General features: G+C 69.2%; 27 protein-coding genes and 1 pseudogene. 9 read left to right on the top strand and 19 right to left on the bottom strand.

Annotation, left to right across the window (positions count from 1 at the left end; translation table 11 throughout):
• The first annotated feature begins 11 nt into the window (after positions 1 to 11).
• Positions 12 to 1,322, top strand: a complete 1,311-nt coding sequence (locus tag NV348_RS21705) for a D-alanyl-D-alanine carboxypeptidase family protein (protein WP_447148537.1) — start codon at positions 12 to 14, stop codon at positions 1,320 to 1,322.
• A gap of 16 nt (positions 1,323 to 1,338) precedes the next feature.
• Here NV348_RS21705 and yhjD read toward each other — a convergent pair whose 3' ends face one another.
• The 3 genes from yhjD to NV348_RS21690 all read right to left on the bottom strand — a co-directional run bounded on the left by yhjD (position 1,339) and on the right by NV348_RS21690 (position 4,480).
• Complete coding sequence (gene yhjD, locus NV348_RS21700; protein ID WP_447148536.1) at positions 1,339 to 2,361, bottom strand: inner membrane protein YhjD; 1,023 nt, start codon at positions 2,359 to 2,361, stop codon at positions 1,339 to 1,341.
• 41 nt (positions 2,362 to 2,402) lie between these two features.
• Positions 2,403 to 3,434 (bottom strand): tryptophan--tRNA ligase, encoded by a 1,032-nt coding sequence (trpS, locus tag NV348_RS21695; protein WP_447148535.1) that lies wholly within the window; start codon positions 3,432 to 3,434, stop codon positions 2,403 to 2,405.
• 98 nt (positions 3,435 to 3,532) lie between these two features.
• Positions 3,533 to 4,480, bottom strand: coding sequence for an oxygenase MpaB family protein (locus NV348_RS21690; RefSeq protein ID WP_447148534.1), 948 nt, complete (start codon positions 4,478 to 4,480; stop codon positions 3,533 to 3,535).
• Between the two features lie 103 nt (positions 4,481 to 4,583).
• On the opposite strand from NV348_RS21690, the gene NV348_RS21685 reads away from it, so the two are divergent.
• The gene (locus NV348_RS21685; RefSeq protein ID WP_447148533.1) at positions 4,584 to 5,222 is read left to right on the top strand and encodes a TetR/AcrR family transcriptional regulator; all 639 of its coding nucleotides are present in this window, start codon (positions 4,584 to 4,586) and stop codon (positions 5,220 to 5,222) included.
• Between the two features lie 90 nt (positions 5,223 to 5,312).
• On the opposite strand, the gene NV348_RS21680 is transcribed toward NV348_RS21685, so the two are convergent.
• The 3 genes from NV348_RS21680 to NV348_RS21670 are packed head-to-tail and all read right to left on the bottom strand — an operon-like array spanning position 5,313 to position 7,065.
• Complete coding sequence (locus NV348_RS21680) at positions 5,313 to 5,792, bottom strand: barstar family protein (protein WP_447148532.1); 480 nt, start codon at positions 5,790 to 5,792, stop codon at positions 5,313 to 5,315.
• Positions 5,792 to 6,289, bottom strand: a complete 498-nt coding sequence (locus NV348_RS21675; protein WP_447148531.1) for a guanyl-specific ribonuclease — start codon at positions 6,287 to 6,289, stop codon at positions 5,792 to 5,794. The genes NV348_RS21680 and NV348_RS21675 overlap by 1 nt, the downstream gene beginning before the upstream one ends.
• Positions 6,286 to 7,065, bottom strand: a complete 780-nt coding sequence (locus tag NV348_RS21670) for an exodeoxyribonuclease III (protein WP_447148530.1) — start codon at positions 7,063 to 7,065, stop codon at positions 6,286 to 6,288. The genes NV348_RS21675 and NV348_RS21670 overlap by 4 nt, the downstream gene beginning before the upstream one ends.
• 70 nt (positions 7,066 to 7,135) lie before the next feature.
• Between NV348_RS21670 and NV348_RS21665 the strand changes: the two genes are divergently transcribed.
• Positions 7,136 to 7,990 carry an epoxide hydrolase EphH gene (locus NV348_RS21665; protein WP_447148529.1) on the top strand — a complete coding sequence of 285 codons (855 nt, stop codon included), beginning with the start codon at positions 7,136 to 7,138 and terminating at the stop codon, positions 7,988 to 7,990.
• A 53-nt stretch (positions 7,991 to 8,043) separates the two neighbouring features.
• On the opposite strand, the gene NV348_RS21660 is transcribed toward NV348_RS21665, so the two are convergent.
• From NV348_RS21660 to NV348_RS21640, 5 genes are read right to left on the bottom strand one after another with little or no spacing between them, the layout of a single operon-like run.
• Positions 8,044 to 9,276, bottom strand: coding sequence for an acyl-CoA dehydrogenase family protein (locus NV348_RS21660; protein ID WP_447148528.1), 1,233 nt, complete (start codon positions 9,274 to 9,276; stop codon positions 8,044 to 8,046).
• 17 nt (positions 9,277 to 9,293) lie between these two features.
• Positions 9,294 to 10,175 carry an SDR family oxidoreductase gene (locus tag NV348_RS21655; RefSeq protein WP_447148527.1) on the bottom strand — a complete coding sequence of 294 codons (882 nt, stop codon included), beginning with the start codon at positions 10,173 to 10,175 and terminating at the stop codon, positions 9,294 to 9,296.
• Complete coding sequence (locus NV348_RS21650; RefSeq protein WP_447148526.1) at positions 10,172 to 11,053, bottom strand: MaoC/PaaZ C-terminal domain-containing protein; 882 nt, start codon at positions 11,051 to 11,053, stop codon at positions 10,172 to 10,174. The genes NV348_RS21655 and NV348_RS21650 overlap by 4 nt, the downstream gene beginning before the upstream one ends.
• Positions 11,054 to 11,063: 10 nt before the next feature.
• Positions 11,064 to 11,498 (bottom strand): type II toxin-antitoxin system Rv0910 family toxin, encoded by a 435-nt coding sequence (locus NV348_RS21645; protein ID WP_447148525.1) that lies wholly within the window; start codon positions 11,496 to 11,498, stop codon positions 11,064 to 11,066.
• A 20-nt stretch (positions 11,499 to 11,518) separates the two neighbouring features.
• Positions 11,519 to 12,736 carry a lipid-transfer protein gene (locus NV348_RS21640; protein WP_447148524.1) on the bottom strand — a complete coding sequence of 406 codons (1,218 nt, stop codon included), beginning with the start codon at positions 12,734 to 12,736 and terminating at the stop codon, positions 11,519 to 11,521.
• Between the two features lie 192 nt (positions 12,737 to 12,928).
• Here NV348_RS21640 and NV348_RS21635 point away from each other — a divergent pair, with 192 nt between their 5' ends.
• On the top strand, positions 12,929 to 14,551 hold the full coding sequence (locus NV348_RS21635) for a purine-cytosine permease family protein (protein WP_447148523.1): 1,623 nt from the start codon (positions 12,929 to 12,931) through the stop codon (positions 14,549 to 14,551).
• Between the two features lie 30 nt (positions 14,552 to 14,581).
• Here NV348_RS21635 and NV348_RS21630 read toward each other — a convergent pair whose 3' ends face one another.
• The 4 genes from NV348_RS21630 to glpK (NV348_RS21615) form a co-directional block, all read right to left on the bottom strand.
• Positions 14,582 to 15,331 (bottom strand): SDR family oxidoreductase, encoded by a 750-nt coding sequence (locus NV348_RS21630; protein WP_447148522.1) that lies wholly within the window; start codon positions 15,329 to 15,331, stop codon positions 14,582 to 14,584.
• Between the two features lie 256 nt (positions 15,332 to 15,587).
• Positions 15,588 to 16,226, bottom strand: coding sequence for a TetR/AcrR family transcriptional regulator (locus NV348_RS21625; RefSeq protein ID WP_447148521.1), 639 nt, complete (start codon positions 16,224 to 16,226; stop codon positions 15,588 to 15,590).
• Positions 16,227 to 16,382: 156 nt separating this feature from the next.
• Positions 16,383 to 18,092 carry a glycerol-3-phosphate dehydrogenase/oxidase gene (locus tag NV348_RS21620; protein WP_447148520.1) on the bottom strand — a complete coding sequence of 570 codons (1,710 nt, stop codon included), beginning with the start codon at positions 18,090 to 18,092 and terminating at the stop codon, positions 16,383 to 16,385.
• Positions 18,092 to 19,609, bottom strand: coding sequence for a glycerol kinase GlpK (glpK, locus tag NV348_RS21615; protein WP_447148519.1), 1,518 nt, complete (start codon positions 19,607 to 19,609; stop codon positions 18,092 to 18,094). Before glpK (NV348_RS21615) ends, NV348_RS21620 begins: the two co-directional genes overlap by 1 nt.
• Positions 19,610 to 19,727: 118 nt before the next feature.
• Between glpK (NV348_RS21615) and NV348_RS21610 the strand changes: the two genes are divergently transcribed.
• Complete coding sequence (locus NV348_RS21610) at positions 19,728 to 20,480, top strand: IclR family transcriptional regulator (protein WP_447148518.1); 753 nt, start codon at positions 19,728 to 19,730, stop codon at positions 20,478 to 20,480.
• A gap of 13 nt (positions 20,481 to 20,493) precedes the next feature.
• Entirely contained in the window at positions 20,494 to 22,002 is a 1,509-nt protein-coding gene (glpK, locus tag NV348_RS21605; protein WP_447148517.1) for a glycerol kinase GlpK, read from the top strand.
• Positions 22,003 to 22,057: 55 nt separating this feature from the next.
• Here glpK (NV348_RS21605) and NV348_RS21600 read toward each other — a convergent pair whose 3' ends face one another.
• Positions 22,058 to 22,639, bottom strand: coding sequence for a TetR/AcrR family transcriptional regulator (locus NV348_RS21600; RefSeq protein ID WP_447148516.1), 582 nt, complete (start codon positions 22,637 to 22,639; stop codon positions 22,058 to 22,060).
• 91 nt (positions 22,640 to 22,730) lie between these two features.
• On the opposite strand from NV348_RS21600, the gene NV348_RS21595 reads away from it, so the two are divergent.
• Positions 22,731 to 22,958: a hypothetical protein gene (locus tag NV348_RS21595; protein ID WP_447148515.1), complete on the top strand. Its 228-nt coding sequence runs from the start codon at positions 22,731 to 22,733 to the stop codon at positions 22,956 to 22,958.
• Between the two features lie 61 nt (positions 22,959 to 23,019).
• On the opposite strand, the gene NV348_RS21590 is transcribed toward NV348_RS21595, so the two are convergent.
• The gene (locus tag NV348_RS21590; protein WP_447148514.1) at positions 23,020 to 23,415 is read right to left on the bottom strand and encodes a RidA family protein; all 396 of its coding nucleotides are present in this window, start codon (positions 23,413 to 23,415) and stop codon (positions 23,020 to 23,022) included.
• Positions 23,416 to 23,495: 80 nt separating this feature from the next.
• A complete protein-coding gene (locus NV348_RS21585; RefSeq protein ID WP_447151114.1) occupies positions 23,496 to 24,647 on the bottom strand; it encodes an MFS transporter in 1,152 nt (383 codons plus the stop codon).
• On the opposite strand from NV348_RS21585, the pseudogene NV348_RS21580 reads away from it, so the two are divergent.
• Positions 24,556 to 25,245, top strand: a pseudogene (locus tag NV348_RS21580) (vitamin K epoxide reductase family protein); the annotation flags it as partial. The gene NV348_RS21585 and the pseudogene NV348_RS21580 overlap by 92 nt on opposite strands.
• A 31-nt stretch (positions 25,246 to 25,276) precedes the next feature.
• Complete coding sequence (locus NV348_RS21575) at positions 25,277 to 25,540, top strand: vitamin K epoxide reductase family protein (protein ID WP_447148513.1); 264 nt, start codon at positions 25,277 to 25,279, stop codon at positions 25,538 to 25,540.
• Here NV348_RS21575 and NV348_RS21570 read toward each other — a convergent pair.
• A complete protein-coding gene (locus NV348_RS21570) occupies positions 25,519 to 25,971 on the bottom strand; it encodes a hypothetical protein (RefSeq protein ID WP_447148512.1) in 453 nt (150 codons plus the stop codon). The genes NV348_RS21575 and NV348_RS21570 overlap by 22 nt on opposite strands.

Genomic DNA, 25,971 nt, shown 5'->3' with positions numbered 1-25,971 from the left:
TCTCTGATGCGATGAAGATCCGCGAACTCGGCGTGCGCGCCGCCTGCACCCTCGGCGCCGCCGCGATCGCCGCGGTCATGGCCTGCACTTCCACCGCCACCGCCGTGCCGCCGACCGACGCACTACCGAACAGCGGCTCGGGCACGACGACCACGCCCCCGTTCACCACCCCGAACACCGACAGCTGCCCGCAGAAGACGCAGCCGCCGCCCCCGGTCGACACCTCCGAGGTGCCCGCGCCGGGCGAGCCGACGCCGAGCGCGCTGCCGGTACCGTCGCCCGCCATCGGCGGCGACCGGCTGAGCGAGTGCGGCGTCGTCCTGCCCACGGGCGCGCCCCCGCTGCCCGCCGACATCTCGGCCACCTCGTGGATGGTGTCGGACCTCGACACCGGCCGGGTACTGGCAGCCAAGGACCCGCACGGCCGCTACCGGCCCGCCAGCACCATCAAGGTCGCGCTCGCCATCGTCGCGCTGCGCACCTTGGACTTGGACACGGTCGTCATCGGCACCCAGGACGACGCCGACGTCGACGGCACCAGGGTCGGCATCGGACCAGGTGGGCAGTACACCAACCGCCAGCTCATGCAGGCGCTGATCATGTGCTCGGGCAACGACGCCGCGCACGCGATCGCCACCCAGCTCGGCGGCGACAAGGCGACCGTGGCGAAGATGAACGACGTGGCGAAGTCGTTGCGCGCGTTGGATACTCGCGCGGCCACGCCGTCCGGGCTGGACGGCCCCGGCATGAGCACCTCGGCCTACGATCTCTCGGTGCTGTTCCGCGAGGCGATGAGCATCCCGCTGTTCGCCGAACTCATCCACACCGAGCAGGCCGACTTCCCCGGCTATCCGGCCGATCCGAAGATCCCCGACGACAAGGACCATCCGGGATTCCCGATCGCCAACGACAACCAGCTGCTCTACAACTACGCGGGCGCGATCGGCGGCAAGACCGGCTTCACCGACGACGCCAGGCAGACTTTCGTCGCCGCCGCCGAACGCGATGGGCACCGGTTGGTCGTCACCCTGCTCAAGGCCGACGTGCGCCCCATCCGGCCGTGGGAGCAGGCGGCCCGGCTGCTGGACTACGGTTTCGCGCTCGACGCCGACGCCCGGATCGGCAAGCTGCCCGAATCAGGCAGTGCGGCAGTGCAACCCAGCGTCCCGCTGGCCACGCCGCCGCCGCGCGCCGACGGCACCCAGGCCCAACCGGAACAGCAGCCCCATCAGGCCGCGCGGGTGGCGACCCTGATCGGCGGGCCGGTGCTGGTGATGGCGCTGCTGCTGTGGGCGCGGCGGGCGTACCGGCACAGGCGCTGAATCACACAGCGCCTGGTCAGCGGCGCTTGCCGAACACCAGCAGCGCCAGCGCGGCGATCGCGCCGGCGCCGAAGTAGGCGGCACCCGCACCGGTCGACATGCCGCGATCGACCACCCGCGGCCGGATGACCACCGCGTTCGGCGGCGCGATCTCGGCCTCGCGTTCGTTGTCGGAGGAGGTCGCCGCCCAGGCGGTGGCGAACAGCAGGATGCGATAGGAGATGTAGCTGAACACCATCAGACCGATGATCGAGCCGAACGTCGCGCCCGCCGGACTCCGCAGCACCACCTGCAGGTAGATGGCGGCGATCTGCTTGAAGATCTCGAACGCGATCGCCGCCAGCGCCGCCGCGCGCGCCGCGCTGCGCAGCGAGACCGGTTCGCGCGGGAGGCGGGCAATCATCCAGGCGAACACCGCCCACGAGGCCAGCAGACCGAGCGCGATCGACACCACCGCGAGCACCGCCGGCGCGCCGGGCAGATGCTCGACCCCGATCGCCGAGAGCACCTGCGCGCCGAGCCCGCTCGACGCGATCGCCGACAGCCCGAGCGAGACCACGAACGCCAGGCCGAGGCCGACCAGCGCGCCCAGATCCGACAGCTTGCTGCGCCACCACGGGCTTTCGGGACTCTGCACCTCCCACTGCTCGGTGAGCGCCGCCCGCAGATTCGCGATCCAGCCGAGCCCGGTGTACAGACCGACGAGCAGACCGAGCAGACCGACCGTGCCGCGCGAGCTGATCGCCTGGTCGATCAGGTCGTTGATCTGGGTACCGAAGGAACCCGGCATGTTCTCCACGACGCTGTCCTGGAGCCGGGTGAGCAACTCGGGCTGCCCGGCCAGGATGAAACCGGCCACCGAGAACGCCACCATCAGTAGCGGAAACAGCGACAGCACAGTGAAATACGTGATGCCCGCGGCGTAGTAGTCACCGCGCTGCTGCTGGAATCGGCCGCCCGCCCTGACCAGATGATCCAGCCAGGGCCTGCGCCCGATCTGCTTCTCGACCGCGGCCGAGATATTGTCGACGAGCTGCATGGCACGCGCCCTTTCGGCCGAAACCGCAGGCGCACACCGGGTCAGCGAGCCAGGAAGCCCACCCGGTCGTACACCTGCGCCAGTGTGTTACCTGCGATCTCGCGCGCCCGCTCGGCACCCGAGGCCAGGATCCGGTCCAGTTCGGCCTGATCCGAGAGGTATTCCTGCACCTTCTGCTGGACGGGAGTGACGAATTCGACCAGCGCGTCGGCCACGTCGGCCTTGAGATCACCGTAGCCCTTGCCCGCGAAATTCTCCTCCAGGGTGACGATCGGGGTTTCGGTGAGCGAGCTCAGGATCACCAGCAGGTTGCTCACGCCCGCCTTGTGCTCCGGGTCGTAGCGGATCTCGCGCTCGGTGTCGGTGACCGCCGACTTGACCTTCTTCGCGGTGACCTTGGGATCGTCGAGCAGGTTGATCAGACCCGCGTCGGTGACGGCCGACTTGCTCATCTTCGCGGTCGGATCCTGCAGGTCGAAGATCTTGGCCGTGCCCTTGACGATGTGCGGCTCCGGTACGACGAAGGTCTTCTTGAATCGGGTGTTGAAGCGCTGGGCCAGGTTTCGGGTCAGCTCCAGGTGCTGGCGCTGATCCTCGCCGACCGGCACCTGGTGCGGGCGGTAGAGCAGGATGTCGGCGGCCATCAGCACCGGATAGGTGAACAGACCGACGGTCGCGTTGTCCGCGCCCTGCTTGACCGACTTGTCCTTGAACTGGGTCATCCGGCTGGCCTCACCGAAACCGGTGATGCAGCTCAGGACCCAGGCCAGTTCGGCGTGCTCGGGCACCTGGCTCTGCACGAACAGGGTGGACTTCTTCGGGTCGATGCCGAGCGCGAGCAGCTGCGCGGCGGCGGCCTTGGTGCGGGCCCGCAGCGCCTTGGGGTCCTGGCTGACGGTGATCGCGTGCATGTCCGGGATGAAGTACAGCGCGTCGTAGTCGTCCTGCATGGTCACCCAGTACTGCAGCGCACCCAGGTAGTTGCCGAGGTGGAAGGAGTCGCTGGTGGGCTGGATGCCCGACAGCACCCGCTGCTTGCGTTCGGCCGTCGCGGCCGGGGCAGGACTGGACATGCCCCCGATCTTTCCATGACACTCAAACTGTTTTGTCGGGCGGTGCGCCCCGAGGGCCCTGCGTGGTTACACTGCGCTACCGCCTCCGGGCCCGCCGGTCACACCGCGGCATTTCGCTGCACCCAGTTGCGCGGATCGACGCCGGGCATGCTCGGCTTGCCCGCCTTGACCATTCGCTGTTCGCGGCGGGCCAGCAGCTGGTAGGAGGGTGTGCTCGGCCCGGCGAGCGCGCCGGCCAGGACCCGGGGTGCCAGCGGCGGCGCGACGTGCGCGGCCCGGAGGCTACGACACAGCGTGGCGTAGGCCAGCTGATCGGCGATCCCCCATTCGATGCCGTACATGTTCCGGATCCGCGTCGGCAGACTGCCCTGCACCAGCAGATACAGCGCCGTCCCGACCTGCTCGGCGGGCGGCCGCAGGCGATAGGCCTTGCGGTGGCCGGCCAGATACGAGCCGACCAGATCGGCCTCTTCGGTGAGGAACAGTTCGGCCGAGTTCAGGTAGTTGTCGAAGTACCGGCGGAAGGCCGGATAGTCGGCGGGCGCGGCATCGCGCGGCATGCCGAACAGCTCGCCCCAGCGGAGGTAGTCCTGGTAGAGGTCCTCGCGCTCGGTGGCGGTGAGTTCGCGCACCAGCCGGTCGTACATCGCCTCGGCGGAGTCGAAGGTGAAGGCCATGGTCATGAACATCAGGTGCGGATCGTGGGCCGCGTAGGCGGTGCCCGCCGGATAGTGCGCGCCCGCGTCCTCGGGCAGGGTGCCGACCACCTTCTCGTGCTTGCGCCGGGTGAAGGCCAGGGCGCGATCGGCCTCGGTCCTGCTGCCGAGGAAGACCGCCTCGAACAGGGCGCCGGTGACGGCCAGCCGGGTGTAGGGCGTCGCGCGATGCGCGGTGTGCTCGCTGGTGCCGACGAACAGCAGCGGATGCACCGCGCCGATCACCAGCGCCCGGACACCATAGGTCAGCCCTACCGCCCGCTTGCTCATCACCCGTCGGATCATCGAATCGTCGGCGAAATATCCGGGTTCGCCCTGCCGTGCGGCCATGCTGCGCCTCCTCGTCGAGTGCATCTGGCAATAGAATCCACCAGATTTGATAATCTGGCAAGAGTCTCTACCAGAAAACCTCCCCGCGACGGCAGGACGCAGAATGGGAGCTGTGGCAGCACAACGCACCTACGGTGGCGTCTCGGCCGAACAACGACAGGCCCAACGCCGGACCGCCCTCCTCGACGCGGCGCTCGACATCGTCGCCGAGGACGGGCAGACCAAGCTCACCGTCGCCGGGCTCTGCGCCCGCGCCGGCCTGAACGAGCGCTACTACTACGAGAATTTCGAGCATCGCGACGGCGTACTGGAGGCCCTGCTCGATCGCATCGCCGAGGAGCTGACCGCCGCGATCGTGACGGCGCTGACCACGGCCGATCCCGACAGCCGGTCCCAGTCGCGCGCGGCGATCGACGCGGGCATCTCGGTGCTCATCGACGATCCGCGCAAGGCCAAGGCCGCGCTGATCGCGGGCATGGCGACCCCGGAACTACGGGCGCGCACCGCCCGTACGGTGCGGGCGTTCTCCCGGCTGGTCGCCGCCGAGGGCACCGGTTTCTACGGGGTAGAGGTACCGCAGAAGCTCGTCGACTTCCGCGCGATCTACCTCATCGGCGGGTTGACCCAGACCCTCACCACCTGGCTGGCCGGCGACCTGGACCTGACCCGCGAGGAACTGATCGACCAGGTCACCGAGGTGTTCGTCCTCCTCGGCGACGACCTGGCCGAACGGCACCGCTGACGACCCGCGTCACCGCGCGGGCGGAAACCGGTGGGAGGCGACCGAATCAGACACCGGCAGCCGTCAATTCCCGTGGCAGCGGCAACCGGATCACGCCGTGAGGGCGATGGCGCCGAAGGTTTCCGGGTCGCCCTGCAGGACGACCCGGAAGGCGACATCGCGGCGGGCCCAGTAGGCCGCGCAGTCCCGCATGGCGCTGTCGAACCAGGCGCGTTCGGTGGGTTGCTCGGCCAGCAGGTCGGCCGAATCGCGCACCACCACGACGTAGCCGGGCGCGTCGCCGACGAAATCGTCCAGATCACGCAGGCATTCGTCGAAGGCGTCCTTGTTCGCGCCGAAGTAGTACGGGAATTGGCAGGCCGCGGCGAACTCGTCGAAGAGTTCGGCGGTGGTGCGCATCTTGGGGCCGCGCAGTTCGCGGACCCGGTAGTCGGCGGGCGCGTCGTAGCGAACTCCGCTGAACTGGTTGGCATCCACCGGCAAGGCGCCGAGAACCGGCGGTGCGGTCACGGTGGGCGACTCGGTACCGGGACGAGCAAGGAACTGCGACAGCGTCATTCGCGTCGTCATCAGCGCATCCTCGTGAAGGTCTCGTAGTGGTCGCCGGTGTACCAGGCGGTGCCGTCGCTGCCGGTGACGATGCGTTCGGCATCGCGCGACCGGTTGCGCTGCTTGGGGTTGACGTCCCACTCCTGGTAGGTCACCGCCTTACCCGCCGGATCCTTCGGCGGAAGTTTGGTCCCCCGGTTCATCCACTGCTCGCCACCCTTGGTGCCGGGCGCGTTCGCCGAATCCGGCCAGCGTCCCGCATCGATCTCCACGAGCGTGGCGTAAGCGCGATCGGGCACGCCCGCCGCCTTGGTGACCGGCGCCGCGCCGGCATCCCCGGCGGGCGGGCCCGGCTTGGGCGCGGCCTTGGTGGTGGTGACCCCGGCGACCGCGCGGGTGGTGGTGGTCGCCGCGGTGGTGTCGTTGCCGCCGCGACCGGTGAGCAGCGTGAAGCCCACCGCGAGCACGATGAGGACGAGCCCGCCGAGCAGGCCGAGCGTCTTGCGCGAGAGAGTCACCGGTACTGCACCGTCACGGGAGCGTGGTCGGACCAGCGCTGATCGTAGGCGTCGGCGCGTTCGACGACGGCCTGCTTGGCACGGCCGGGCAGCTCGCCCAGGGCCAGCTGGTAATCGATGCGCCAGCCGGAGTCGTTGTCGAAGGCGCGGCCACGGTAGGACCACCAGCTGTAGGGGCCCGCGACGTCGGGGTGCAGTGCGCGCACCACGTCGACGTAGCCGGCCGCCAGCAGCTCGGCGATCCAGGCGCGTTCCTCGGGCAGGAAGCCCGCCGACTTCTGGTTGCCCTTCCAGTTCTTCAGGTCGACCTCGGCGGGCGCGATGTTCCAGTCGCCGCTGACCACGAAGTCGCCGGTCCGCGCCTTCAGGTACGCGCCGAGTTCGGCCATGAACCGGTACTTCTCGTCCTGCTTCGGGGTGTTCTCCTCCCCCGAGTGCACATACACGCTGGCCACGGTGACCTCGTCGAAGTCGGCCTCGAGGTAGCGGCCCGACTCGGCGAACTCGCTGCTGCCGAAGCCGATCCGCACGGCGTCGGGCGGCCGGCGCGACAGGATGCCGACCCCGGCGCGCCCCTTCGATTCCGGTTCGGCGTGCGAGAGCACCCACCCCGCCTCGAGCGCGGGCGCCAGCGCGGCGGCGACCTGGGCATCGGTCGCCCTGGTCTCCTGCAAGCACACGATGTCGGCTTCGGTCGCGTCGAGCCAGGGCACCATGCCCTTGGTCGCCGCGGCGCGCACGCCGTTGACGTTCACGGTTGAAAGGATGAGAGCCACCGGACGACCGTACAATGACAGGTCAGGAATGCTCCCCCGGACACCGTCGTCCAGGAAGGGGTGATTGACGATGACGTCACGCACCGCCAAGTCCACTGCCCGGCCGTCGCCTGTCGCGGCGCTGCACCTCGGGTCCGGTGATCCGGTCCTGTTGCTGCACGGGTTCATGTTGTCGCCGCACTGCTGGGAGCAGGTGGCGCGGCGGATGTCGGCCCACTGTGAGGTGTACGCGCCCGCGTTCGCCGGACACTGGGGTGGGCCGAAGGTCGAGGGCTGGTCACTGGATGTGTACGCGCTGGCCGATCAGATCGAGGACCAGCTCGACGAGCTGGGCTGGCGGACTTGCCACATCGCGGGGAACTCGCTGGGCGGCTGGGTCGGGCTGGAGCTGGCCCGGCGCGGGCGGGCCCGCACGCTCACCGCGATCGCACCCGCGGGCGGCTGGAATACGCCCTCGTTCACTCAGCTGCGGGTCGGCGCCAAGTTCGCCTCGATGGTCCCGTTCGTCGAGGCCGGCAAGCGGCTCGGCGGCCTGGTGATCAACAACCCGGTGGTGCAGCAGGTCGCCGCGCTGATGCTGTGCAAGCACACCAGCGCGGTGGCCAAGCGCGACCTCGCGACCATCATCGCGGCCGTGCTGCACTGCGACGCGATCATCCCGATGCTGCTCGGCAGCCTGCGCGCACCCGCGATGGACGATCTGAACGAGCTGTCCACCCCGGTCCGCATACTGCTCGCCGAGTACGACCGGATCATCCCCAATCACGTCTACGCCACCCGCCACCTGCGCGAACTCCCCGAATCCGCGGACCGCATCCTGGTCAACGGCGTGGGTCACGTGCCGATGCTGGAGGCGCCGGACCGGATCGCCACGCTCATCGCCGAGCACATCTACGCCAGCCGCGGGCACCTGCGCGCGGTCTGAACACGCGAGAACCCGGCCGCGCGAAGCACTCTCGCGGCCGGGTTCCCCAGTGCCTACTTTTCGAGCAGCCCCTTGGCGATGTGGGTCACCTGGATCTCATTGCTGCCCGCGTAGATCATCAGCGACTTCGCGTCGCGCGCGAGCTGCTCCACGCGGTACTCGCTCATGTACCCGTTGCCGCCGAACAGCTGCACCGCCTCCATCGCGACCTCGGTGGCCGCCTCGGAGCAGTAGAGCTTCATCGCCGACGCTTCGGCCAGGCTCGGCGGCTTGCCAGCCTTGCCCCGCTCGAGCACGTTGAACACCATGTTCTGCACATTGATCCGGGCGACCTCCATCTTCGCCAGCTTGAGCTGGATCAGCTGGAACTTCCCGATCTCCTGCCCCCACAGCGTGCGGGTGCGCGCGTAGTCGACGCAGAGCCGGTGGCATTCCTCGATGATGCCCAGCGCCATGAAGCCGACGCCGACCCGTTCGGCGGTGAAACTGGCTCTGGCGCTTTCGCGTCCGTCGCCACCGCGATGCTCCTCGGTCTCGCCGAGCAGCCGGTCGCGGCCGAGCCGGACATTGTCGAAGAACAGCTCACCGGTCGGCGAGGAATGCAGGCCCATCTTCTTGAACGGCTTGCCCTGGGTGAGCCCCGCCATGCCCTTGTCCAGCACGAAGGTCAGCACCTTGCGGTGCCGCTTGTCGGCGCCGTCGCCCTCGTCGAGCTTGGCGTAGACGATCATCACATCGGCGCACGGGCCGTTGGTGATGAAGGTCTTCTGACCGTTGAGGATGTAGTCGTCGCCGTCGCGCTCGACGCGAGTCTTCATGCCGCCGAAGGCATCCGAGCCGGAGTCGGGCTCGGTGATCGCCCAGGACGCCACCTTGCGCAGGGTGACGATGTCGGCGAGCCAGCGTTCCTTCTGCGCGAGAGTACCCCGCGACATGATGGTGGTGGCGCCCAGCCCGATGCTGACACCCAGCGCCGACACCAATCCCATACAGACACCGGACAGTTCGCTGATCAGCACCGCCATCATCGACTGCTGCCCGGCGAACGGCGACCCACCGCCGCCACCGGACCGCTCGCCGGGACCGGTCGCTTCCTTGGCGAGCATCTTGGCGACCGCGTCCTCGCCCATCGCGTCGATCCCGAACTGGCTGAACAGTTTCCGCAGGATCGGGTACGGCAGCAGCTCACCGCTGTCGAGGGCGTCCAGATGCGGACGGACCTCCTTGTCGATGAAGGTCCGCACGGCATCGCGGATCATCAGATCGGTTTCGGACCATTCGATCATCGTCGTCTCCTCCCCGCTCAGGGCAGCCGCACAGCGATGTCGTCGATCGCCCACGGCCCTTCGGTCTCGATGGTCTTCACATCGTGCCAGCCGGCCAGCTCGGAGATGGCGCCTCCTTGCACGGCGAACACCTTGCCGGTGATCGGGCACTTGTCCGAGGCCAGATAGGCGACCAGCGGGGAGATATTGGCCGGGCTGAACGCGTCGAACCTGCCGGATTCCTCGGCCGCGGCGGCCTCGGCGGCGAACATCGCACCCATGCCGGGGGTGGCCAGGGTGAGCCGGGTGCGGGCGATCGGCGCGATCGCGTTGACCCGCACGCCGTAGCGCCCCAGTTCCTCGGCGGCGACCTGGGTGAGCGCGGCGATCCCCGCCTTGGCCGCCCCGTAGTTGGCCTGGCCCGCGTTGGGCAGGGTGACGCCCGAGGCCGACGCGGTGTTCACGACCGCGGCGTTGGGCTGGTTGCCCGCCTTGCTCTGCGCCTTCCAGTAGGCGGCGGCGTGGTGCAGCACGGCGGCATGGCCCTTGAGGTGCACGGCGATCACCGCGTCCCACTGGGCCTCGTCCATCGCGGCGACGAAGACATCGCGCAGGATGCCCGCGTTGTTGATGACGATGTCGAGCCCGCCGAGCTCACCGACCGCCTGGGCGATCAGGTTCCGCGCGCCGTCCCAGGTCGCGATGTTGTCGGTATTGGCGACGGCGACGCCGCCCGCCGCGACGATCTCGTCGACGACCTGCTGCGCCGGACCGGTATCGGCGCCCTCACCGGCATTGCTGCCGCCGAGATCGTTGACCACGACCTTCGCGCCCTCGCGCGCGAACAACAGCGCGTGTTCACGGCCGATGCCGCGACCCGCGCCGGTGATCACGGCGACCTTGCCTGCCAGGGAACTCATGACTGACTCCTTATCTCCGCGAGACCGTCGCTGAGGACGACATCCTCGCCGCGCACCGTCTCGAACGCGTAGGTGGTGACGCCGTCGGCGCTGGTGACAGGCCAGATCCGGGTCTGCAGATCGTCGCCGGGGAACACGAGCTTGGCGAAACGCACCGCGAACCGCCGCAGCCGATGCACATCCGAGCCCGCCGTCGCGGTGAGCACACCCCAGGACGCCATCGCCATGGTGCACAGCCCGTGCGCGATGATGCCGGGCAATCCGGCATCCTTGGCCACCTGCTCATCCAGGTGCAGCGGCATCGGATCGCCCGAGGCGGGCGAGTACCGGAAGGTCTGGTCGTCGTCTACGTGATGCTCGACGACCGCGAACGGCGCGCTCGCGCGCAGACTTTCGTCGAAGCGATGCGCCGGCGCCTGCTCGCCCACCGACTTGCCCGCGTCGATATTGCGGAAGAAGGCGGTGAGGTACTGCTCGTTCACCAGTTCGCCTGTCGTGTCCCGGCATTCGACCAAGATGGTGACGGTCGTCCCGGTCGACTTGCTGGTGTAGCCCACCGACTTGGCCCGCGACACCAGTTCCTCGCCCGGCCGGATCGGCCGGTGGAAGTGGAAGTCCTGCTCGCCGTGTACGACCCGGCCGAAGATGTCCATCGGCGCCACGTCGATGATCGGCATCATCATGGATTCGAACACCGGGACGATGGCGAAGACCGGCGGCGCGACGCTGCCGTCGCGGTGCGCCTGGATCGGATCGTTGGTCGCGGCGGCGTAGTCCGCGATCCGGTCCGCGGTGACCGCGAATTCCTCGGCGTCACTCCACTTTTCCAGGCCGGCGTCGTCGAACTCGACGATGCGGCCCGATGCGTGCGCAGTCATCGGGCGGCCCCTACGCCGAGGCCAGCGCGTCGAGCTGGTCGAGCGATCTGTCCAGCTGGATGCGGCCGTCCTTCTCCACCGCCTTGCCCAGCGCGCCCTTGATCAGCGCACCCTCGAAGTCGCCGGAGACCAGGATGGTGCTGCCGGAACCCGCGGGCTGGATGTCGAAGGTGAACTCGGTACGGACACCGGCCATTCCGGCGCCCGCGAGGGTCAGCCGGTTGGGCACCTCCACCGCTTTCACGGTCCATTCCATCTTGTTGGCCATGCCGAGCATGACGATCTTGGCGACCAGTTCGGCGCCCTCGGCCAGCACGGTGGGCGGTTCCTCCATGAACCTCTCGTGGATGGTGAACCACTTGTCCCAGGTCTGCGGGTCGGCGACGACCGCCCACAGCGCCGCCGGGGTGGCGGTGACGGTCTTGGTGGCTTCGATGTGTCCCATTGCGGTACTCCTCGTGCTGGTCAGCGCACCGCGCGCTGGTAGGCGGTGACCACGGCGGCGCCGCCGAGGCCGATGTTGTGCTGCAGGGCGGCGGTGACGTCGTCGACCTGGCGTTTACCCGCGGTGCCGCGCAGCTGCCAGGTGAGCTCGGAGCACTGGGCCAGGCCGGTCGCGCCGAGCGGATGCCCCTTGGAGATCAGGCCGCCCGACGGGTTCACCACCCACTTGCCGCCGTAGGTGGTCTGGCCCGCGTCGATCAGCTTCCCGGCCTCGCCCGCACCGCAGAGTCCGAGCGCCTCGTAGAGCAGCAGTTCGTTGGCGGAGAAGCAGTCGTGCAGCTCGATCACCTGGAAGTCGTCGGCACCGAGGCCCGCCTGCTCGTAGACCTTGCGAGCGGCGGCGACATTCATGTCGTAGCCGATGAGGTTCTTGGCGGTGCCGTCGAAGGTCGAGGCGAAATCGGTGGTCATCGCCTGGCCCACGATCTCGACCGCCTGCGCCGACAGATCGTGCCGGTCGACGAACGCCTCGCTCGCCAGGATCGCCGCGCCGGAACCGTCCGAGGTCGGCGAGCACTGGAGCTTGGTGAGCGGGTCGTAGATCATCCGCGAGCCCAGGATGTCGTCGAGCGAATACTCGTCCTGGAACTGCGAATACGGGTTGTTCACCGAGTGCTTGTGGTTCTTGTGACCGATCTTGGCGAAGTGCTCGGCGGTGGTGCCGTAGCGCTTCATGTGCTCACGCCCGGCCGCGCCGAACATCCACGGCGCCACCGGGAACAGCACCTCGGAGATCTCCGCCAGTGCCATCACGTGCTTGCCCATCGGCTGTTCGCGGTCGTCCCAGGTGGAGCCGAGCGAACCGGGCTGCATCTTCTCGAAGCCCAGCGCCAGCGTGCACTCGGCCAGCCCGCCCCGGATCGCCTGCGCCGCAAGGTAGAGCGCGGTGGAGCCGGTCGAGCAGTTGTTGTTGACATTGACCACCGGGATGCCGGTCATCCCGAGCTCGTAGACCGCCCGCTGCCCGGAGGTCGACTCGCCGTAGACGTAGCCGACATAGGCCTGCTCGACCTCGCGGTAGTCGATGCCCGCGTCGGCCAGGGCCTTGGTGCCCGACTCCCGCGCCATGTCCGGATAGTCCCAGGCCCGGGTGGTCCCGTCGGCCTCCTCGACCTGCTTGCGGCCCGGCTTCTCGAACTTCGTCATCCCTACGCCGACCACGTAGACCTTGTTCGTCATCGAACTCCCATCCTCAGGCTTGCGCACAAACATACAGCTCTGCATGTATCTTCACAACACTTTCCGTGACGCCGGTCACCATCGGACCGCGTAACAGCGGCGTAACGGTTCAGAAAATTGGTGTCTACATCCATCGAGCACGGTCGGTGAGCCGCCGAATTCGACGGCCGCGTGGATGAGGGAGAGAGGGAAATGGCCGGAGCAGATACCGCTGCCAGAGAAACACTCGAGGACTACACGCTGCGTTTCGCCCCGCGGAGCTACCGAAAATGGAGCCCGGCGGTGGTCGGCATCTCCGCTCTCGGCGGCATCGCCTATCTCGCCGATTTCGCGATCGGCGCGAATATCGGCATCGCGCACGGCACCGGAAACGCGCTGATCGGCATCGGTATCTTCGCCGTCGTCGTGATGCTGACCGGATTTCCGCTCGCCTATTACGCGGCGCGCTACAACATCGATCTGGATTTGATCACGCGCGGTAGCGGATTCGGCTACTACGGCTCGGTGATCACCAATATCGTGTTCGCCTCGTTCACCTTCATCTTCTTCGCGCTCGAAGGTTCGATCATGGCCCAGGGCCTGGAATTGGGCCTCGGAATTCCGCTCTGGATGGGCTATCTGGCCTCGACGGTGATCATCTTCCCGCTGGTCATCTACGGCATGAACACCCTGGCCAAGCTGCAGGTGTGGACCACTCCGCTGTGGCTGCTGCTGATGGTGGCGCCGTTCGGTTTCCTGCTGGTGCGCCATCCCGATTCGGTGGGTTCGTTCTTCGCCTACGGCGGCGAGAACGGTGGCGGTGTGAGCGTGTCCGGCGCGCTGCTGGCCGCCGGCGTGTGTCTGTCGCTGATCGCCCAGATCGCCGAGCAGATCGACTACCTGCGGTTCATGCCGCCGCGCACGCCGGACAACCGCGCCAAGTGGTGGGGCTGGATGCTGCTGGCGGGACCCGGCTGGGTGCTCTTCGGCGCGGCCAAGCAGGTCGTCGGCCTGTTCCTCGCGGTCTATCTGATCGCCAATCTGCCCGCCGCGCAGGGCATCGCGAACCAGCCGGTGCACCAGTTCCTGGAGATCTACCGCGACATGGTGCCGGGCTGGCTGGCCATGACGCTGGCCGTGGTGCTGGTGGTCATCAGCCAGATCAAGATCAACGTCACCAACGCGTACTCCGGCTCGCTGGCCTGGACCAACTCCTACACCCGCGTCACCAAGACCTACCCCGGTCGCCTGGTGTTCCTGGTGGTGAACCTCGGCGTCGCGCTGGTGCTGATGGAAGCGAACATGTTCGACTTCCTCAACAACATCCTGGGCTTCTACGCCAACTGCGGCATCGCCTGGATCGTCACCGTGGCCACCGACATCGCGGTGAACAAGTACCTGCTGAAGATCTCGCCGAAGGTGCCGGAGTTCCGGCGCGGCATGCTCTACGACTTCAACCCGGTCGGCCTGGTCGGCTTCGGCCTGTCGGCGGTGCTGTCGATCATGACCTTCTTCGGGCTCTTCGGTGACCTGCTGAAGCCGTACTCGCCGCTGGTCGCGGTGCTGGTCGCCTTCGTCGCGACCCCGCTCACCGCGATCGCCACCAAGGGCAAGTACTATCTGCGCCGCACCGACGACGGCATCGAACTGCCGATGTTCGACGAGCACGGCAACCCGTCGGGCGACCTGCTGCCCTGCCACGTCACCGGCATGGAGTTCGAGCGACCGGACATGATCGCCTCGGCGGTGCCCGGCCCCGAGGGCGAGATCCAGTACATCAGCTCGCTGGCCCTGTCCACGGATCGCGAGGGCAAGCACCTGCTGCCGCGGGAGTGATTTCGGAGCGCCGGCGGGCGGGTCGGGTTGTCAGAGGAGTTTGCGGACCAGCGGGAGTGGCAGGGTGCGCAGGGCGAAGGCGATGGGGATCCAGGGCCAGTCGGGGACGTAGGCCTTGGCGCGGCGCTTCTCGATCGCGGCGACCATGGCGCGCACGCCGGTTTCGGTGTCCACCATGAACTTCGGCTCGTGCTTGATCCGGTCGTTCATCTCCGAGCGGATGTAGCCGGGGTAGATCACCGAGACGTCCACACCGGGTACCGCTTCCGCGCGCAGGCCCTCGGCCAGCGCCGCGACGCCCGCTTTGGTGGCGGCGTAGGTGGTCAGCGTCTTTGGCATGCCACGCAGGCCGGAGATCGAGGAGATCATCACCAGGTGCCCGTGGCCCTGCGCGCGGAAGATCCCCATCGCGGCCTCGGTCTGGGCCAGGGCGGCGAGGAAGTTCACGACGGCGGTCTCGCGGTTGGCGGCGTGCTTGCCGGTGCCCAGCGGCGCGCCCTTGCCGAGGCCGGCGTTCACGACGACGCGGTCGATGGTGCCGAACTCGGCGGCGAACGCGTCGAAGACGGCGAACACGGCGGCGTCGTCGGTGACGTCGAGCTGCTTCACCGAGACGACGCGATCGGGCTGCGCGGCGAGGATCTCGGCGCGCAGTTCGTCGAGCCGTTCGGTGCGCCGGGCGCACAGGCCCAGGTCATAGCCGAGGGCGGCGAACTGGCGGGCCATCTCCGCGCCGAGGCCGGAGCTGGCGCCGGTGATCAGGATGGTGCCGCGGCTCACGAGAGCGCGTCCGGTGCCGGCGCCCGTCGGGGCTCGATGTGCGAGTGCATGTGCTCACGCTAGTCATCCGGACCTGCCGGTGGAACCGATCGCCGCCGATGTGGTGTCGTCGCGGCATGTCCGGAGCACTCGGACTATCCGCCACCCCGGGCATGGGCACCGACCGACCGCTGCGCCCACGACATGTCGGCCCCGAACGGTCGGACTATCCCGCCGCATCCAGGCATCGGCACCGACCGACCCGCTGTGCCCGCGCTCACTGGGGACCGGCCGCGATCACGGCGGACGCCGCGGCACGCAGGTCCGCCGTGGCGCGACGCCAGCGGCGATGGGCGCGTTCGGGGTCGGGGACGACGAAATTGGCGACGAGGATGCCGCGCAGCGCGTCCATCGCGGTGTAGGCGAAATCGCGGGCGCCCTTGCGGCGCAGATCATCCGGGATCAGTTCGGCCACCGCCCGCAGGACCGCGGTGTTGACCAGCGGTTCGACCTCTTCCATGGCGGCGGCCAGCACCGGATCGGTCCGGCCCGCCACCCACAGCTCCACCGTGGCGATGAACAGCGGTCCCTGATGCAGGTCCCAGAGGAACTCGAGGGCGGTGCCGACCGGATCGTCACCGACCGGGACCTGGGTCATCTCGCTCATCGCCGCCGCCACCCGCCGCTCGGCCAGATGCTTGATCGCGGCGACCACCAGGTCGTGCTTCGAGCCGAAATGGTGCACCTGCGCGCCGCGGGTCACGCCCGCCCGCTCGGCGACCCGCGGCGTGGTGGTGCCCGCGTAGCCGTATTCGACCAGGCAGTCGATGGTCGCGTCGAGCAGGCGCGTACGCATCTCGGTGCTGCGCTGTTCCTGCGTCCGCCGCTGCGGCTTGTCGGCTGCGGTGCTGGTCATCGGCCGATCCTACCGCTTACATACAGACCTGTTGGTAAGCGGCAGGTCGCGGTCGCACCGAAATACCGCGCCACGCGCGTTCGGCGCCGACCCGCGTGGCGCCGACGAGCGGGCCGCTCGACGTCGAGCGCGCGCCGAATACACGCGCCCGGCGCGTCACCGCACGGCGACCAGGCGGGCGGAATTCGCCGATTCGTCGTCGCCCGCCTCGTTGGCGGCCAGTTCGGCGTGCACGCGGTCGTAGTAGCGGTTGATCTCGGCATTGGCCGTCTCGTCGTCCCAGCCCAGCAGCGGCGCGATCAGCCGGGCGATCTCCGGCGCGGCGGCCAGGCCGCGGTCGGGGACCTCGATGGAGATGCGGGTGCGCCGGGTGAGCAGGTCGTCGAGGTGCAGCGCGCCCTCGTGGGTGACCGCGTAGACGGCCTCGGCGGCCAGGTAGTCGGGTGCGCCCGGAATCGGCTGACGCAGCGCCGGATCGGTGGCGACGAGGTCGAAGATGTCGGTGGCCAGCGCGCCGTAGCGGCCGAGCAGGTGCTCGACGACCTCGACCGGCAGACCCACCGAGGCGGCCAGTTCGGCGACGTCGGCGAGCATGTCGCGATAGCCCTGCGCGCCGACGATCGGCAGCTGCGCGGTCGTCGAGGCGGGGATGTCACCGCCGAGGCGCGCGGTGACGGCGTCGACCACGTCGGCGGCCATCACCCGGTAGGTGGTGTACTTGCCGCCCGCGATCACGAACAGTCCGGGCGCCGGCTCGGCGACGGCGTGCTCGCGCGAGAGCTTGGCGGTCTCCTTCGACGCGCCGGTCATCAGCGGACGCAGCCCGGCGTAGGTGCCGACGATGTCGGCCCTGGTCAGCGGCTCGCGCAGCAGCGCGTTGACGTGGTCGAGGATGTACTGCACGTCGGCGGCGGTGGCGGTGGGGTGGTTCTTGTCCAGTGCCCACGCGGTGTCGGTGGTGCCGATGATCCAGTGCTCGGCCCACGGGATCACGAACAGCACGGACTTCTCGGTGCGCATGATCAGGCCGGTGTGCAGGTCCAGCCGGTCGCGCGGGACCAGGATGTGCACGCCCTTGGACATCTGGACGTGGAACGGGAAGTCGACGCCGGTCATCTTGATCATGTCGTCGGTCCAGACGCCGGTCGCGCTGATCACGCTGCGGGCCCGGATCGTGTGGGCGACACCGGTTTCCAGGTCGAGCACCCGCGCGCCGACGACGCGTTCGCCGTCGCGCACGAGCCCGGTGACCTTGGTGCGGGTCAGCACGGTCGCGCCGTGGTCGGCGGCGGTCCTGGCGATCATCATGGTGTGCCTGGCATCGTCGACCTGGGCGTCGTAGTAGCGGATCGCGCCGGTCATCGCGTCCGAGCGCAGGGCGGGCGCGAGTTCCAGTGCGCCGGACCGGGTCAGGTGCTTGTGCATGGGGACGGCGCGGGCGCCGCCGAGGGTGTCGTAGAGGGCGACGCCGGCACCGATATAGGCGCGCTCCCAGACCCGGTGCTGCAGCGGGAACAGGAACGGCACCGGATGCACCAGGTGCGGCGCGAGCGTATTCAGCAGCAGCCCACGCTCTTTCAGCGCCTCCCGGACCAGCGCGAAGTCCAGCTGCTCCAGGTAGCGCAGGCCGCCGTGGATGAGCTTGGACGACCGGCTCGAGGTACCGGCGGCGAAATCGCGAGCCTCGACGAGGGTGACCGAGAGACCGCGTGCGGCGGCATCGAGCGCGGCGCCGGCACCGGTCACGCCGCCGCCGATCACCAGCACGTCGATCTCGCGGTCACCGAGCGCCGCGATCGCCTTGTCGCGGTAGAGGGAGTCCAGGGGAACGGACACGGCTTGCTCCTTGTCGAGGTGGTCGTTCATCAGTCGAGTTCGGCCCAGTCGAGGGTGCGTTCGACGGCCTTGAGCCAGCGGCCGTAGCCGCGTTCGCGCTGCTCGTCGGACCAGGAGGGGAACCAGCGGACGTCCTCGTGCCAGTTCGCGAGCAGTTCGTCGGTGGAGTTCCAGACCCCGACCGCCAGGCCGGCCGCGTAGGCGGCGCCGAGCGCGGTGGTCTCGGCGACGACCGGCCGGGAGACCGGGACGCCGAGCAGGTCGGCCTGGATCTGCATGGCCAGCTTGTTCATGGTGACGCCGCCGTCGACCCGCAGCGTCGCCAGCCGCACCCCGGAATCGCGTTGCATCGCCTCGACCACATCGCGGGTCTGATAGGCGATGGATTCCAGTGTCGCCCTGGCCAGGTGGGCGTTGTTGCTGTAGCGCGAGAGGCCGACGACCGCGCCGCGCGCGTCGGGTCGCCAGTACGGTGCGAACAGCCCGGAGAACGCGGGCACGAAATACACACCGCCCGCGTCGGCGACCTGGCCGGCCAGGTCCTCGATCTGCGCGGCGCCCGCGATGATGCCGAGCTGATCGCGCAGCCACTGCACGGCCGAGCCGGTGACCGCGATCGAACCCTCCAGCGCGTAGACGGGTTCGTCGCCGCCGAACTGGTAGGCGACGGTGGTGAGCAGGCCGTGCGCCGAGCGCACGATGTCGGCGCCGGTGTTGAGCATCAGGAAGTTGCCGGTGCCGTAGGTGTTCTTGGCCTCGCCCGGCTGGAAACACACCTGCCCGACGCTGGCGGCCTGCTGGTCGCCGAGAACCCCGGCGATCGGCACCACGCTCTTGAACGGCCCGTCGGGGTGGGTGGTGCCGAATCCGGCCGGGTTCGACGACGGCGCGATGGCGGGCAGCATGGCGCGCGGGATGTCGAAGATCCGCAGGAGTTCGTCGTCCCAGCGCAGCGTCTCGAGGTCCATCAGCATGGTGCGCGAGGCGTTGGTGGGATCGGTGACGTGCACGCCGCCGCGAATGCCACCGGTGAGGTTCCAGATCAGCCAGGTGTCCAGGGTGCCGAACAGGGCGTCACCGCGTTCGGCGTCGGCCCGCACGCCCTCGACGTTGTCGAGGATCCAGCGCAGCTTGCCGCCCGAGAAGTACGGCGCGGGCGGGAGTCCGGTGCGCTCGCGGATCAGGTCGCTGTGCCCGGCGGCGTCGAGCGCGGCGATGATCCGGTCGGTGCGGGTGTCCTGCCAGACGATGGCGTTGTAGTACGGGCGGCCGGTGTGCCGGTTCCACACGACGGTGGTCTCGCGCTGGTTGGTGACGCCGATCGCGGCGAGGTCGGCGGCGGTGAGGTCGGCCGAGGCGAGCGCGGTCTTGACGACGGTGCGGGTGCGTTCCCAGATCTCGTCGGGATTGTGTTCGACCCAGCCGGGTCGCGGCATGATCTGCTCGTGTTCGAGCTGATGCCGGGCGACGACGGCACCGCCGCGGTCGAAAACCATGAAACGCGTCGAGGTCGTGCCCTGGTCGATCGCGCCCACATACCGATTCATCGTGGTCCTTTCGAGCGGGCTCACCGTCGAGCCCGACACCCACGCTAGGAACGGCCCGGCCCCGCCGCCACGACTGCCGTTCGACAATGCTGAACGCTCGGGCTGATAGGTTCGGGCGGTGCCGGGTCCGATCCAGTCGATCGAGCGAGCCGCCGCCGTGCTGCGGCTACTCGCGCGCGGGTCGGGGCCGATGGCGGTGGGCGAGGTCGCCGCCGCGCTCGACCTGGCCAAACCCACCGCGCACGGCATCCTGCGGACCCTGCTCGGGGTGGGGTTCGTCGACCAGGATCCGGCGACGGGGCGGTATCTGCTCGGGCCCGCGCTGGGTGAGCTGGGCACCGATCACCTCGATGTCAACGAACTGCGCTCGCGGGCGATCCACCGGGCCGACGCGCTCGCCTCGCGGACCGGGGAATCGGTGCGGATGGCGGTGTCGCGACCGGCGGGGGTGACGGTGGTGCACCACGTGTTCCGGCCCGACAACACCGAGCAGGTGCTCGCCGTCGGCGAGGTGCTGCCCGCCCACGCCACCGCGCTGGGCAAGGTACTGCTCGCCTATGACGCGGCATCGAATCCCGGTGCGCTGCACTCCTTCACACGTCGCACTATCGTCGACCCGACAGCGCTGGACCGCGCGATCGCCGAGGTCAGGCGGACCGGCTGGGCCGGCGAGGTCGAGGAGTATCGCTCCGGCGAGGCGGGCATCGCCGCGCCGATCCGCGCCAGAGGAGGACTGGTGGTGGCCGCCATCGGCATCTCGGGACCGACCGATCGGCTGTGCGACAACCGGTTACAGATCCGGCCCGCCGCCGTCGAGCAGGTGCGCGCCGCCGCCCAGGCCGTGCACCGCGATCTCGGAGCGGCGCGATGAACGGGAGAATCCGGTGACGCAACGGTATGTCCTCGCCCTCGATCAGGGCACCACCTCCACCCGCTGCATCGTGTTCGATCGGCATGCCAGGCTGGCCGGGCTGGCCCAGCGGACCCACCGCCAGCGCTACCCGCGTTCGGGCTGGGTCGAGCAGGACGCGATGGAGATCTGGCGGACGGTCGAGCGGATCGTGCCCGCCGCGCTGCGCGACGCCGGGATCACCGTCGAGCAGGTGGCGGCGATCGGGATCGCCAATCAGCGCGAGACGACCGTGGTGTGGGATCGCGAGACCGGGGTGCCGGTGCGGCCCGCCATCGTCTGGCAGGACATCCGCACCGAGGAACTCGTCGAGCAGTTCCGGGAAATGCCCGGCGCGCACCGGATCACCGAGCTGAGCGGGTTGCCGCTGGCCACCTACTTCGCCGCGCCCCGGCTGCGCTGGCTACTCGACCACGTCGACGGCTTGCGGGCGCGCGCCGAACGCGGCGAGGTGCTGTTCGGGACCATGGAGTCCTGGCTGATCTGGAATCTCACCGGAGTGCACGTCACCGATGTCACCAACGCGGGCCGCACCCTGCTGATGAACCTGGCCACCCGGCAGTGGGATGAGGAACTGTTGCGGTTCTTCGATATTCCGCGCGCGATGCTGCCCCGCATCGAACCCTCGACCGGCGACTTCGGGACCGCCCGCACGGTCGCGCCCGGTGTCCGGATCGGCGCCGCCCTCGGCGACCAGCACGCCGCACTGTTCGGCCAGACCTGCTTCGCGCCCGGCGAGACCGAATGCACCTACGGCACCGGCGGATTCCTGATGATGAACACCGGCGCCGACCTGATCCGGTCCGAACACGGACTGCTCACCACCATCGGTTACCAGGTCGGCCCCGAACCGGTGTACGCGCTGGAAGGCCCCATCGCGGTCACCGGATCACTGGTGCAGTGGCTGCGCGACATCGTCGGCCTGATCGCCACCGCGCCCGAGATCGAAACCCTCGCGAGCACCGTCGACGACAACGGCGGCTGCTATCTGGTCCCCGCGTTCTCCGGGCTCTACGCACCGCATTGGCGCAGCGACGCCCGTGGGCTGTTGATCGGGCTGACCTCGTATGTCACCAAGGGCCATCTGGCGCGGGCGGTGCTGGAGGCCACCGCCTGGCAGACCCGCGATGTCGTCGAGGCGATGAACGCCGACGCGGGGCTGCGGGCGCGGTCGTTGCGGGTCGCGGGCGGGATGGCGGCGAACAACCTGCTCATGCAGATCATCGCCGATGTGCTCGGGGTTCCGGTGATGCGTCCGCTGGTGACCGAGACGGTCTCGCTCGGCGCGGCCTACGCGGCCGGACTGGCCGTGGGGTACTGGCCGGATCTGCAAGGGTTGCGGAGCAATTGGCGAGTCGCGGCGCAGTGGGTGCCCCAGGCCGACCGATCCGTTCGCGACGAGGAGTACGAGCGGTGGCAGCGGGCGGTGCAGCTCAGCATCGGCTGGGCGCGGCCCGCGGGCGGGGCGACGACCGAGCGATAGCCCCCACGATCCAGACCGATCGTTCACGAATGAGGACCGCCGGATGCGGCGGGACTCAGCCCAGGATCGAGGCGGCCACCCGGCCCGCGTCGCGCAGGCGGGTGGCGGCATTGGGCGCGCGTTCGAGCACCCAGACACCCTGGAGGAAGACGAGCAGGAAGCGGGCCATGGCGCGGGTATCCGCGTCGAGCGGCAGTTCCTCCTGCGCGCGGGCGCGCGAGAGCGCGGAGAACAGCGCCGTCTCCGTACGCGCCCAGCTGGATTCGACCAGCCGGGCCACCTCGGCGTCGCGGGCGGCGAGCTCGACCGCGGCGGTCGTCACCAGGCAACCGAGGAATCGGTTCTCCGCACAGGATTCGTTCACGAACTGGTCGATCAGCCCTCTGATCGCGGGCAGTGCCGGGCCGGGCCGCGCCAATTCCGCGGTGACCCGCGCGTCGACGATCTCCAGGTGCCGTTGCAGCGCTTTCATGAACAGTTCGTGCTTGCTGCCGAAGGTCGCGTAGATGCAGCCCCTGGCGATCCCGAGATGCTCGATCAGATCCGCGATCGAGGTCGTCTCGTAGCCGCGCTGCCAGAACAGATCCAGCGCGCGGTCGAGCACGACATCGGGATCGAATTCCTTGGTACGCGCCACTTTCCGAGCATACCAATGCTATTGCGACCGATCGGTCAGGTATGCAACACTTCGAGCCGCCATTCACACAGAATTGAACAAAGGATTCACCATGGCGTTCACCAAGCTGCTCGGCGCAGGCATCGCGGCGCTGGCTTTCGGAGCGGCCCTCACCGCGGGCCCGGCCACCGCCGCCCCGCTCTCCCCCGCCCCGGTCGTCGCCCCCGGCGAACCCGCCCCCGGCGGTGTGTCCACGGGTAGCGCCTTCATCGACGAACTCGGTTCGTTCCTGCGCCAGCTGCAGTGCGGCTCGGCGTACTCCTGCAACCCGCCCGCCTAGTCCGCGGCGGGTGTGCCGCGCACTCGCCGCCGGGGCGGTCGGCGAGTGCGTGGCGTTCGCGTCAGCCCAGCGCCGCGAGCGCGTCCACCTCGAACAACATGCCCGGCAGGGCCAGCGCCGCGACACCGAGCAACGTCTGCGCGGGCGGACGATCACCCCAGATCTCGGCGATCTTGGCGCCGAGCACCGTCAGCTTCTCCAGGTCGTGGTCGACGATGAACGTCCGCAGCTGCGCGACGTCGGCGTAGTCCGCCCCGGCCGACCGCAACGCGATCCCGAGATTGGCGAACGCCCTCTCCACCTGCGCACCGAAATCGGTACCGGTGGTGTGCCCTTCGGCATCGGAGTCGTACTGCCCCGCGATGACGACCAGTTCACCGGTCACCCGCGCGACATGGCTGTACCCGAACCCGGTCGGATCGTGCAGCTCGGGCGGGTTGCTGATCACTACTGACATGACACCTCTCCTGTTGCCGATTTGTCCTGCACAGCGGAGACGACGCAGCAAGCCGAAGTGTGACACCCGCCCGCGGCGGGTCAGCTCGCGATCGCGGACGCGCCGCGGCGGGCGGCCCAGACGGTGACGGTGAAGAGTCCGACGCCGAGGATCGCGAGCACGGCACCGACGGTGGCCGGGGCGGTGTAGCCCAGGCCCGCGGCGATGACGAGGCCGCCGAGCCAGGCGCCCGCCGCGTTGGCGATGTTGAGGGCGGCGTGGTTGAGGGCGGCGGCGAGGGTCTGGGCGTCGGCGGCCACGTCCATCAGGCGGGTTTGCAGACCGGGGGCCAGGGCGGCGCCGGACGCGCCGACCAGGAAGGCGCCGATCGACGCCGTGATCGGATTGTGCGCGGCGAGCACGAAGCCGGCCAGGATGACCACCATCGCGATCATGGCGACGAAGATCGAGCGATCGACGCCGCGGTCGGCCAGGACGCCGCCGAGGATGTTGCCCGCGATCATGCCGAGGCCGAACATGGCCAGCACGATCGGGACCGCGCCGATCGGCATGCCGGCGACGTCGGTCATGGTGGTGGCGATGTAGGTGTAGACGGCGAACATGCCACCGAAGCCGATCGCGCCGACGGCCAGCGTCAGCAGCACCTGCGGGCGACGCAGCGCACCGAGTTCGGTCAGCGGGTTGGTGATCTTCATGCCGGTCAGGCTCGGCACGAAGCGCCACAGCGCGGCCACGGTCGCCACCCCGATCGCCGCGACCACGACATAGGCGTCCCGCCAGCCCAGATGCTGACCCAGCCAGGTCGCGCCCGGTACGCCGATCACATTCGCCACGCTCAGCCCGAGCATCACCGCGGCCACCGCCTTGGCCCGCTGCCCCACCGGGGCGAGGGTGGCCGCCGCCAGCGAGGCGACCCCGAAGTACGCGCCGTGCGGCAGCCCGGAAACGAATCGGGCCGCCACCAGCGTGCCGAAGGTCGGGGCCAGCACCGTCGCGGCATTGCCGACGGTGAACGCGGCCATCAACGCGATCAGCAGCTTCTTGCGCGGCACCCGGGCGCACAGCGCGGCGATCAGCGGCGCGCCGACGACGACGCCCAGCGCGTAGGCCGACACCGCGTGCCCGGCCGTCGGCTCGGAGATGTCGAAGTCGGCCGCGATATCGGGCAGCAGCCCCATCGTCACGAACTCGGTGGTGCCGATGCCGAACCCGCCCAGCGCCAGCGCCAGCATCGCCGGGAGGTGCCAGCTCGTGCGTGGCGCCTCGACGTGGTCGGTGGCCGCGAGGGAAGAAGTCACGCCTCCATGCAACGGGCCACCGGGCCCGGCCGCTACCCGGGGTGAGCGTGAGTTCGCCCACGCCGACCGCCCGTGCGGGGTCGAAGGTCCCGCGGATGCCGGGGCTTCCGGCTCTACTCACCCGGATGCGTCCGCGCGCAGTATTCGTGCTGATCCACCGAACGCCGAAAGCGAGTCCATGGCGGTGCACCCTTCCGAGCTGGGTATCGACCCGGTTCCCGCGGCCGAAGCCGATCGACAGGTACCAGCCGGCGGCGGACCGCCGCGAGTCGCCCGATGGCAGGCGGCAGTGCTCGTCGGCACCGCGGGCATCGGCTGGATCGCGTCGGTGCTGTTGAGCGTCGAGCAGTTCACGATGCAGCACCGGCCAGGCTATCGCCCAGCCTGCAGCATCAGCTCGGTCCTGTCGTGCGTCTCGGTGATGAACAGCGGTCAGGCGGCGGTATTCGGCTTCGCCAATTCGATCATCGGGGTAGTCGGCTTCGCCGTGGTGGTCGCGGCCGGGCTGCTCGCGGCGGCCGGCCGGAACGTGCCGGTGCGGGTGTGGCGGGTCCTGTGGCTCGGTGTCGCGACCGGCACGGTGTTCGCCGGGCTGGCTCATCTTCCAAGCGCTCTACCGGATCGGCTCGCTGTGCCCGTACTGCATGGTGGTCTGGGCGATGATGCCCGCGCTGCTCGCGCTCCTCACCCGTCCGGCGTCGGGCCGCGCACCCGGCCCGATCGCCACGATCGTCGGGTGGCGATGGACCGTCGCGGTGCTGATGTACGCGGTCGTGATCCTGCTGGTCTTCCTGCGGTTCCAGGACTATTGGCTGTCGCTGTGGTGACCGAGCGGGATATCGCCGACACCGCGGATCTGGAGCCGCTGCTGCGCGACTTCTACGCCGTTGCCTTCGCCGACCCGCTCATCGGGCCCTATTTCACCGAGGTCGCGGCCATGGAGCTGGACACACATCTGCCCAGGATCACGAATTTCTGGGCCCGCGCGCTCTTCCGCGACGCCGAGTATCAGGGCAACATGTTCACCCCGCATGCCGCGCTGCACGCGGCCAGGCCCTTCACCGCCGAGCATTTCGACCGCTGGGTCCGGCTCTGGCACGCCGCGGTGGACAGCAGATACCGCGGACCCAACGCCGACCGGGCCAAAATCCAGGGCGAGCGCATCGCGACCGCGATGCGCCGCCGGCTGGGCTGCCGGCGTGGCAACGAGCTGTAGACGGCACGACGTTCGTGTGCCGTCGTCGCCCGGGTCCTGCAC

This window comes from Nocardia fodinahabitans (genome assembly GCF_052983615.1).
This window is presented reverse-complemented; position numbering and strand designations above follow the sequence as displayed.

What these genes read in the sequence shown, in the direction of transcription:
- NV348_RS21660 (WP_447148528.1), bottom strand. Translation starts at nt 9,276, where the DNA reads ATGATCGAATGGTCCGAAACCGATCTGATGATCCGCGATGCCGTGCGG.
- trpS (WP_447148535.1), bottom strand. Translation starts at nt 3,434, where the DNA reads ATGTCCAGTCCTGCCCCGGCCGCGACGGCCGAACGCAAGCAGCGGGTG.
- NV348_RS21625 (WP_447148521.1), bottom strand. Translation starts at nt 16,226, where the DNA reads ATGACCAGCACCGCAGCCGACAAGCCGCAGCGGCGGACGCAGGAACAG.
- NV348_RS21655 (WP_447148527.1), bottom strand. Translation starts at nt 10,175, where the DNA reads ATGAGTTCCCTGGCAGGCAAGGTCGCCGTGATCACCGGCGCGGGTCGC.
- NV348_RS21585 (WP_447151114.1), bottom strand. Translation starts at nt 24,647, where the DNA reads ATGCTGGCGCTGGCGCTGGGCGGGTTCGGCATCGGCACCACCGAGTTC.
- NV348_RS21640 (WP_447148524.1), bottom strand. Translation starts at nt 12,736, where the DNA reads ATGACGAACAAGGTCTACGTGGTCGGCGTAGGGATGACGAAGTTCGAG.
- NV348_RS21685 (WP_447148533.1), top strand. Translation starts at nt 4,584, where the DNA reads ATGGGAGCTGTGGCAGCACAACGCACCTACGGTGGCGTCTCGGCCGAA.
- NV348_RS21665 (WP_447148529.1), top strand. Translation starts at nt 7,136, where the DNA reads ATGACGTCACGCACCGCCAAGTCCACTGCCCGGCCGTCGCCTGTCGCG.
- NV348_RS21645 (WP_447148525.1), bottom strand. Translation starts at nt 11,498, where the DNA reads ATGGGACACATCGAAGCCACCAAGACCGTCACCGCCACCCCGGCGGCG.
- NV348_RS21620 (WP_447148520.1), bottom strand. Translation starts at nt 18,092, where the DNA reads ATGAACGACCACCTCGACAAGGAGCAAGCCGTGTCCGTTCCCCTGGAC.
- glpK (WP_447148519.1), bottom strand. Translation starts at nt 19,609, where the DNA reads ATGAATCGGTATGTGGGCGCGATCGACCAGGGCACGACCTCGACGCGT.
- NV348_RS21690 (WP_447148534.1), bottom strand. Translation starts at nt 4,480, where the DNA reads ATGGCCGCACGGCAGGGCGAACCCGGATATTTCGCCGACGATTCGATG.
- NV348_RS21650 (WP_447148526.1), bottom strand. Translation starts at nt 11,053, where the DNA reads ATGACTGCGCACGCATCGGGCCGCATCGTCGAGTTCGACGACGCCGGC.
- yhjD (WP_447148536.1), bottom strand. Translation starts at nt 2,361, where the DNA reads ATGCAGCTCGTCGACAATATCTCGGCCGCGGTCGAGAAGCAGATCGGG.
- NV348_RS21635 (WP_447148523.1), top strand. Translation starts at nt 12,929, where the DNA reads ATGGCCGGAGCAGATACCGCTGCCAGAGAAACACTCGAGGACTACACG.
- NV348_RS21680 (WP_447148532.1), bottom strand. Translation starts at nt 5,792, where the DNA reads ATGACGACGCGAATGACGCTGTCGCAGTTCCTTGCTCGTCCCGGTACC.
- NV348_RS21590 (WP_447148514.1), bottom strand. Translation starts at nt 23,415, where the DNA reads ATGTCAGTAGTGATCAGCAACCCGCCCGAGCTGCACGATCCGACCGGG.
- NV348_RS21595 (WP_447148515.1), top strand. Translation starts at nt 22,731, where the DNA reads ATGGCGTTCACCAAGCTGCTCGGCGCAGGCATCGCGGCGCTGGCTTTC.
- NV348_RS21705 (WP_447148537.1), top strand. Translation starts at nt 12, where the DNA reads ATGAAGATCCGCGAACTCGGCGTGCGCGCCGCCTGCACCCTCGGCGCC.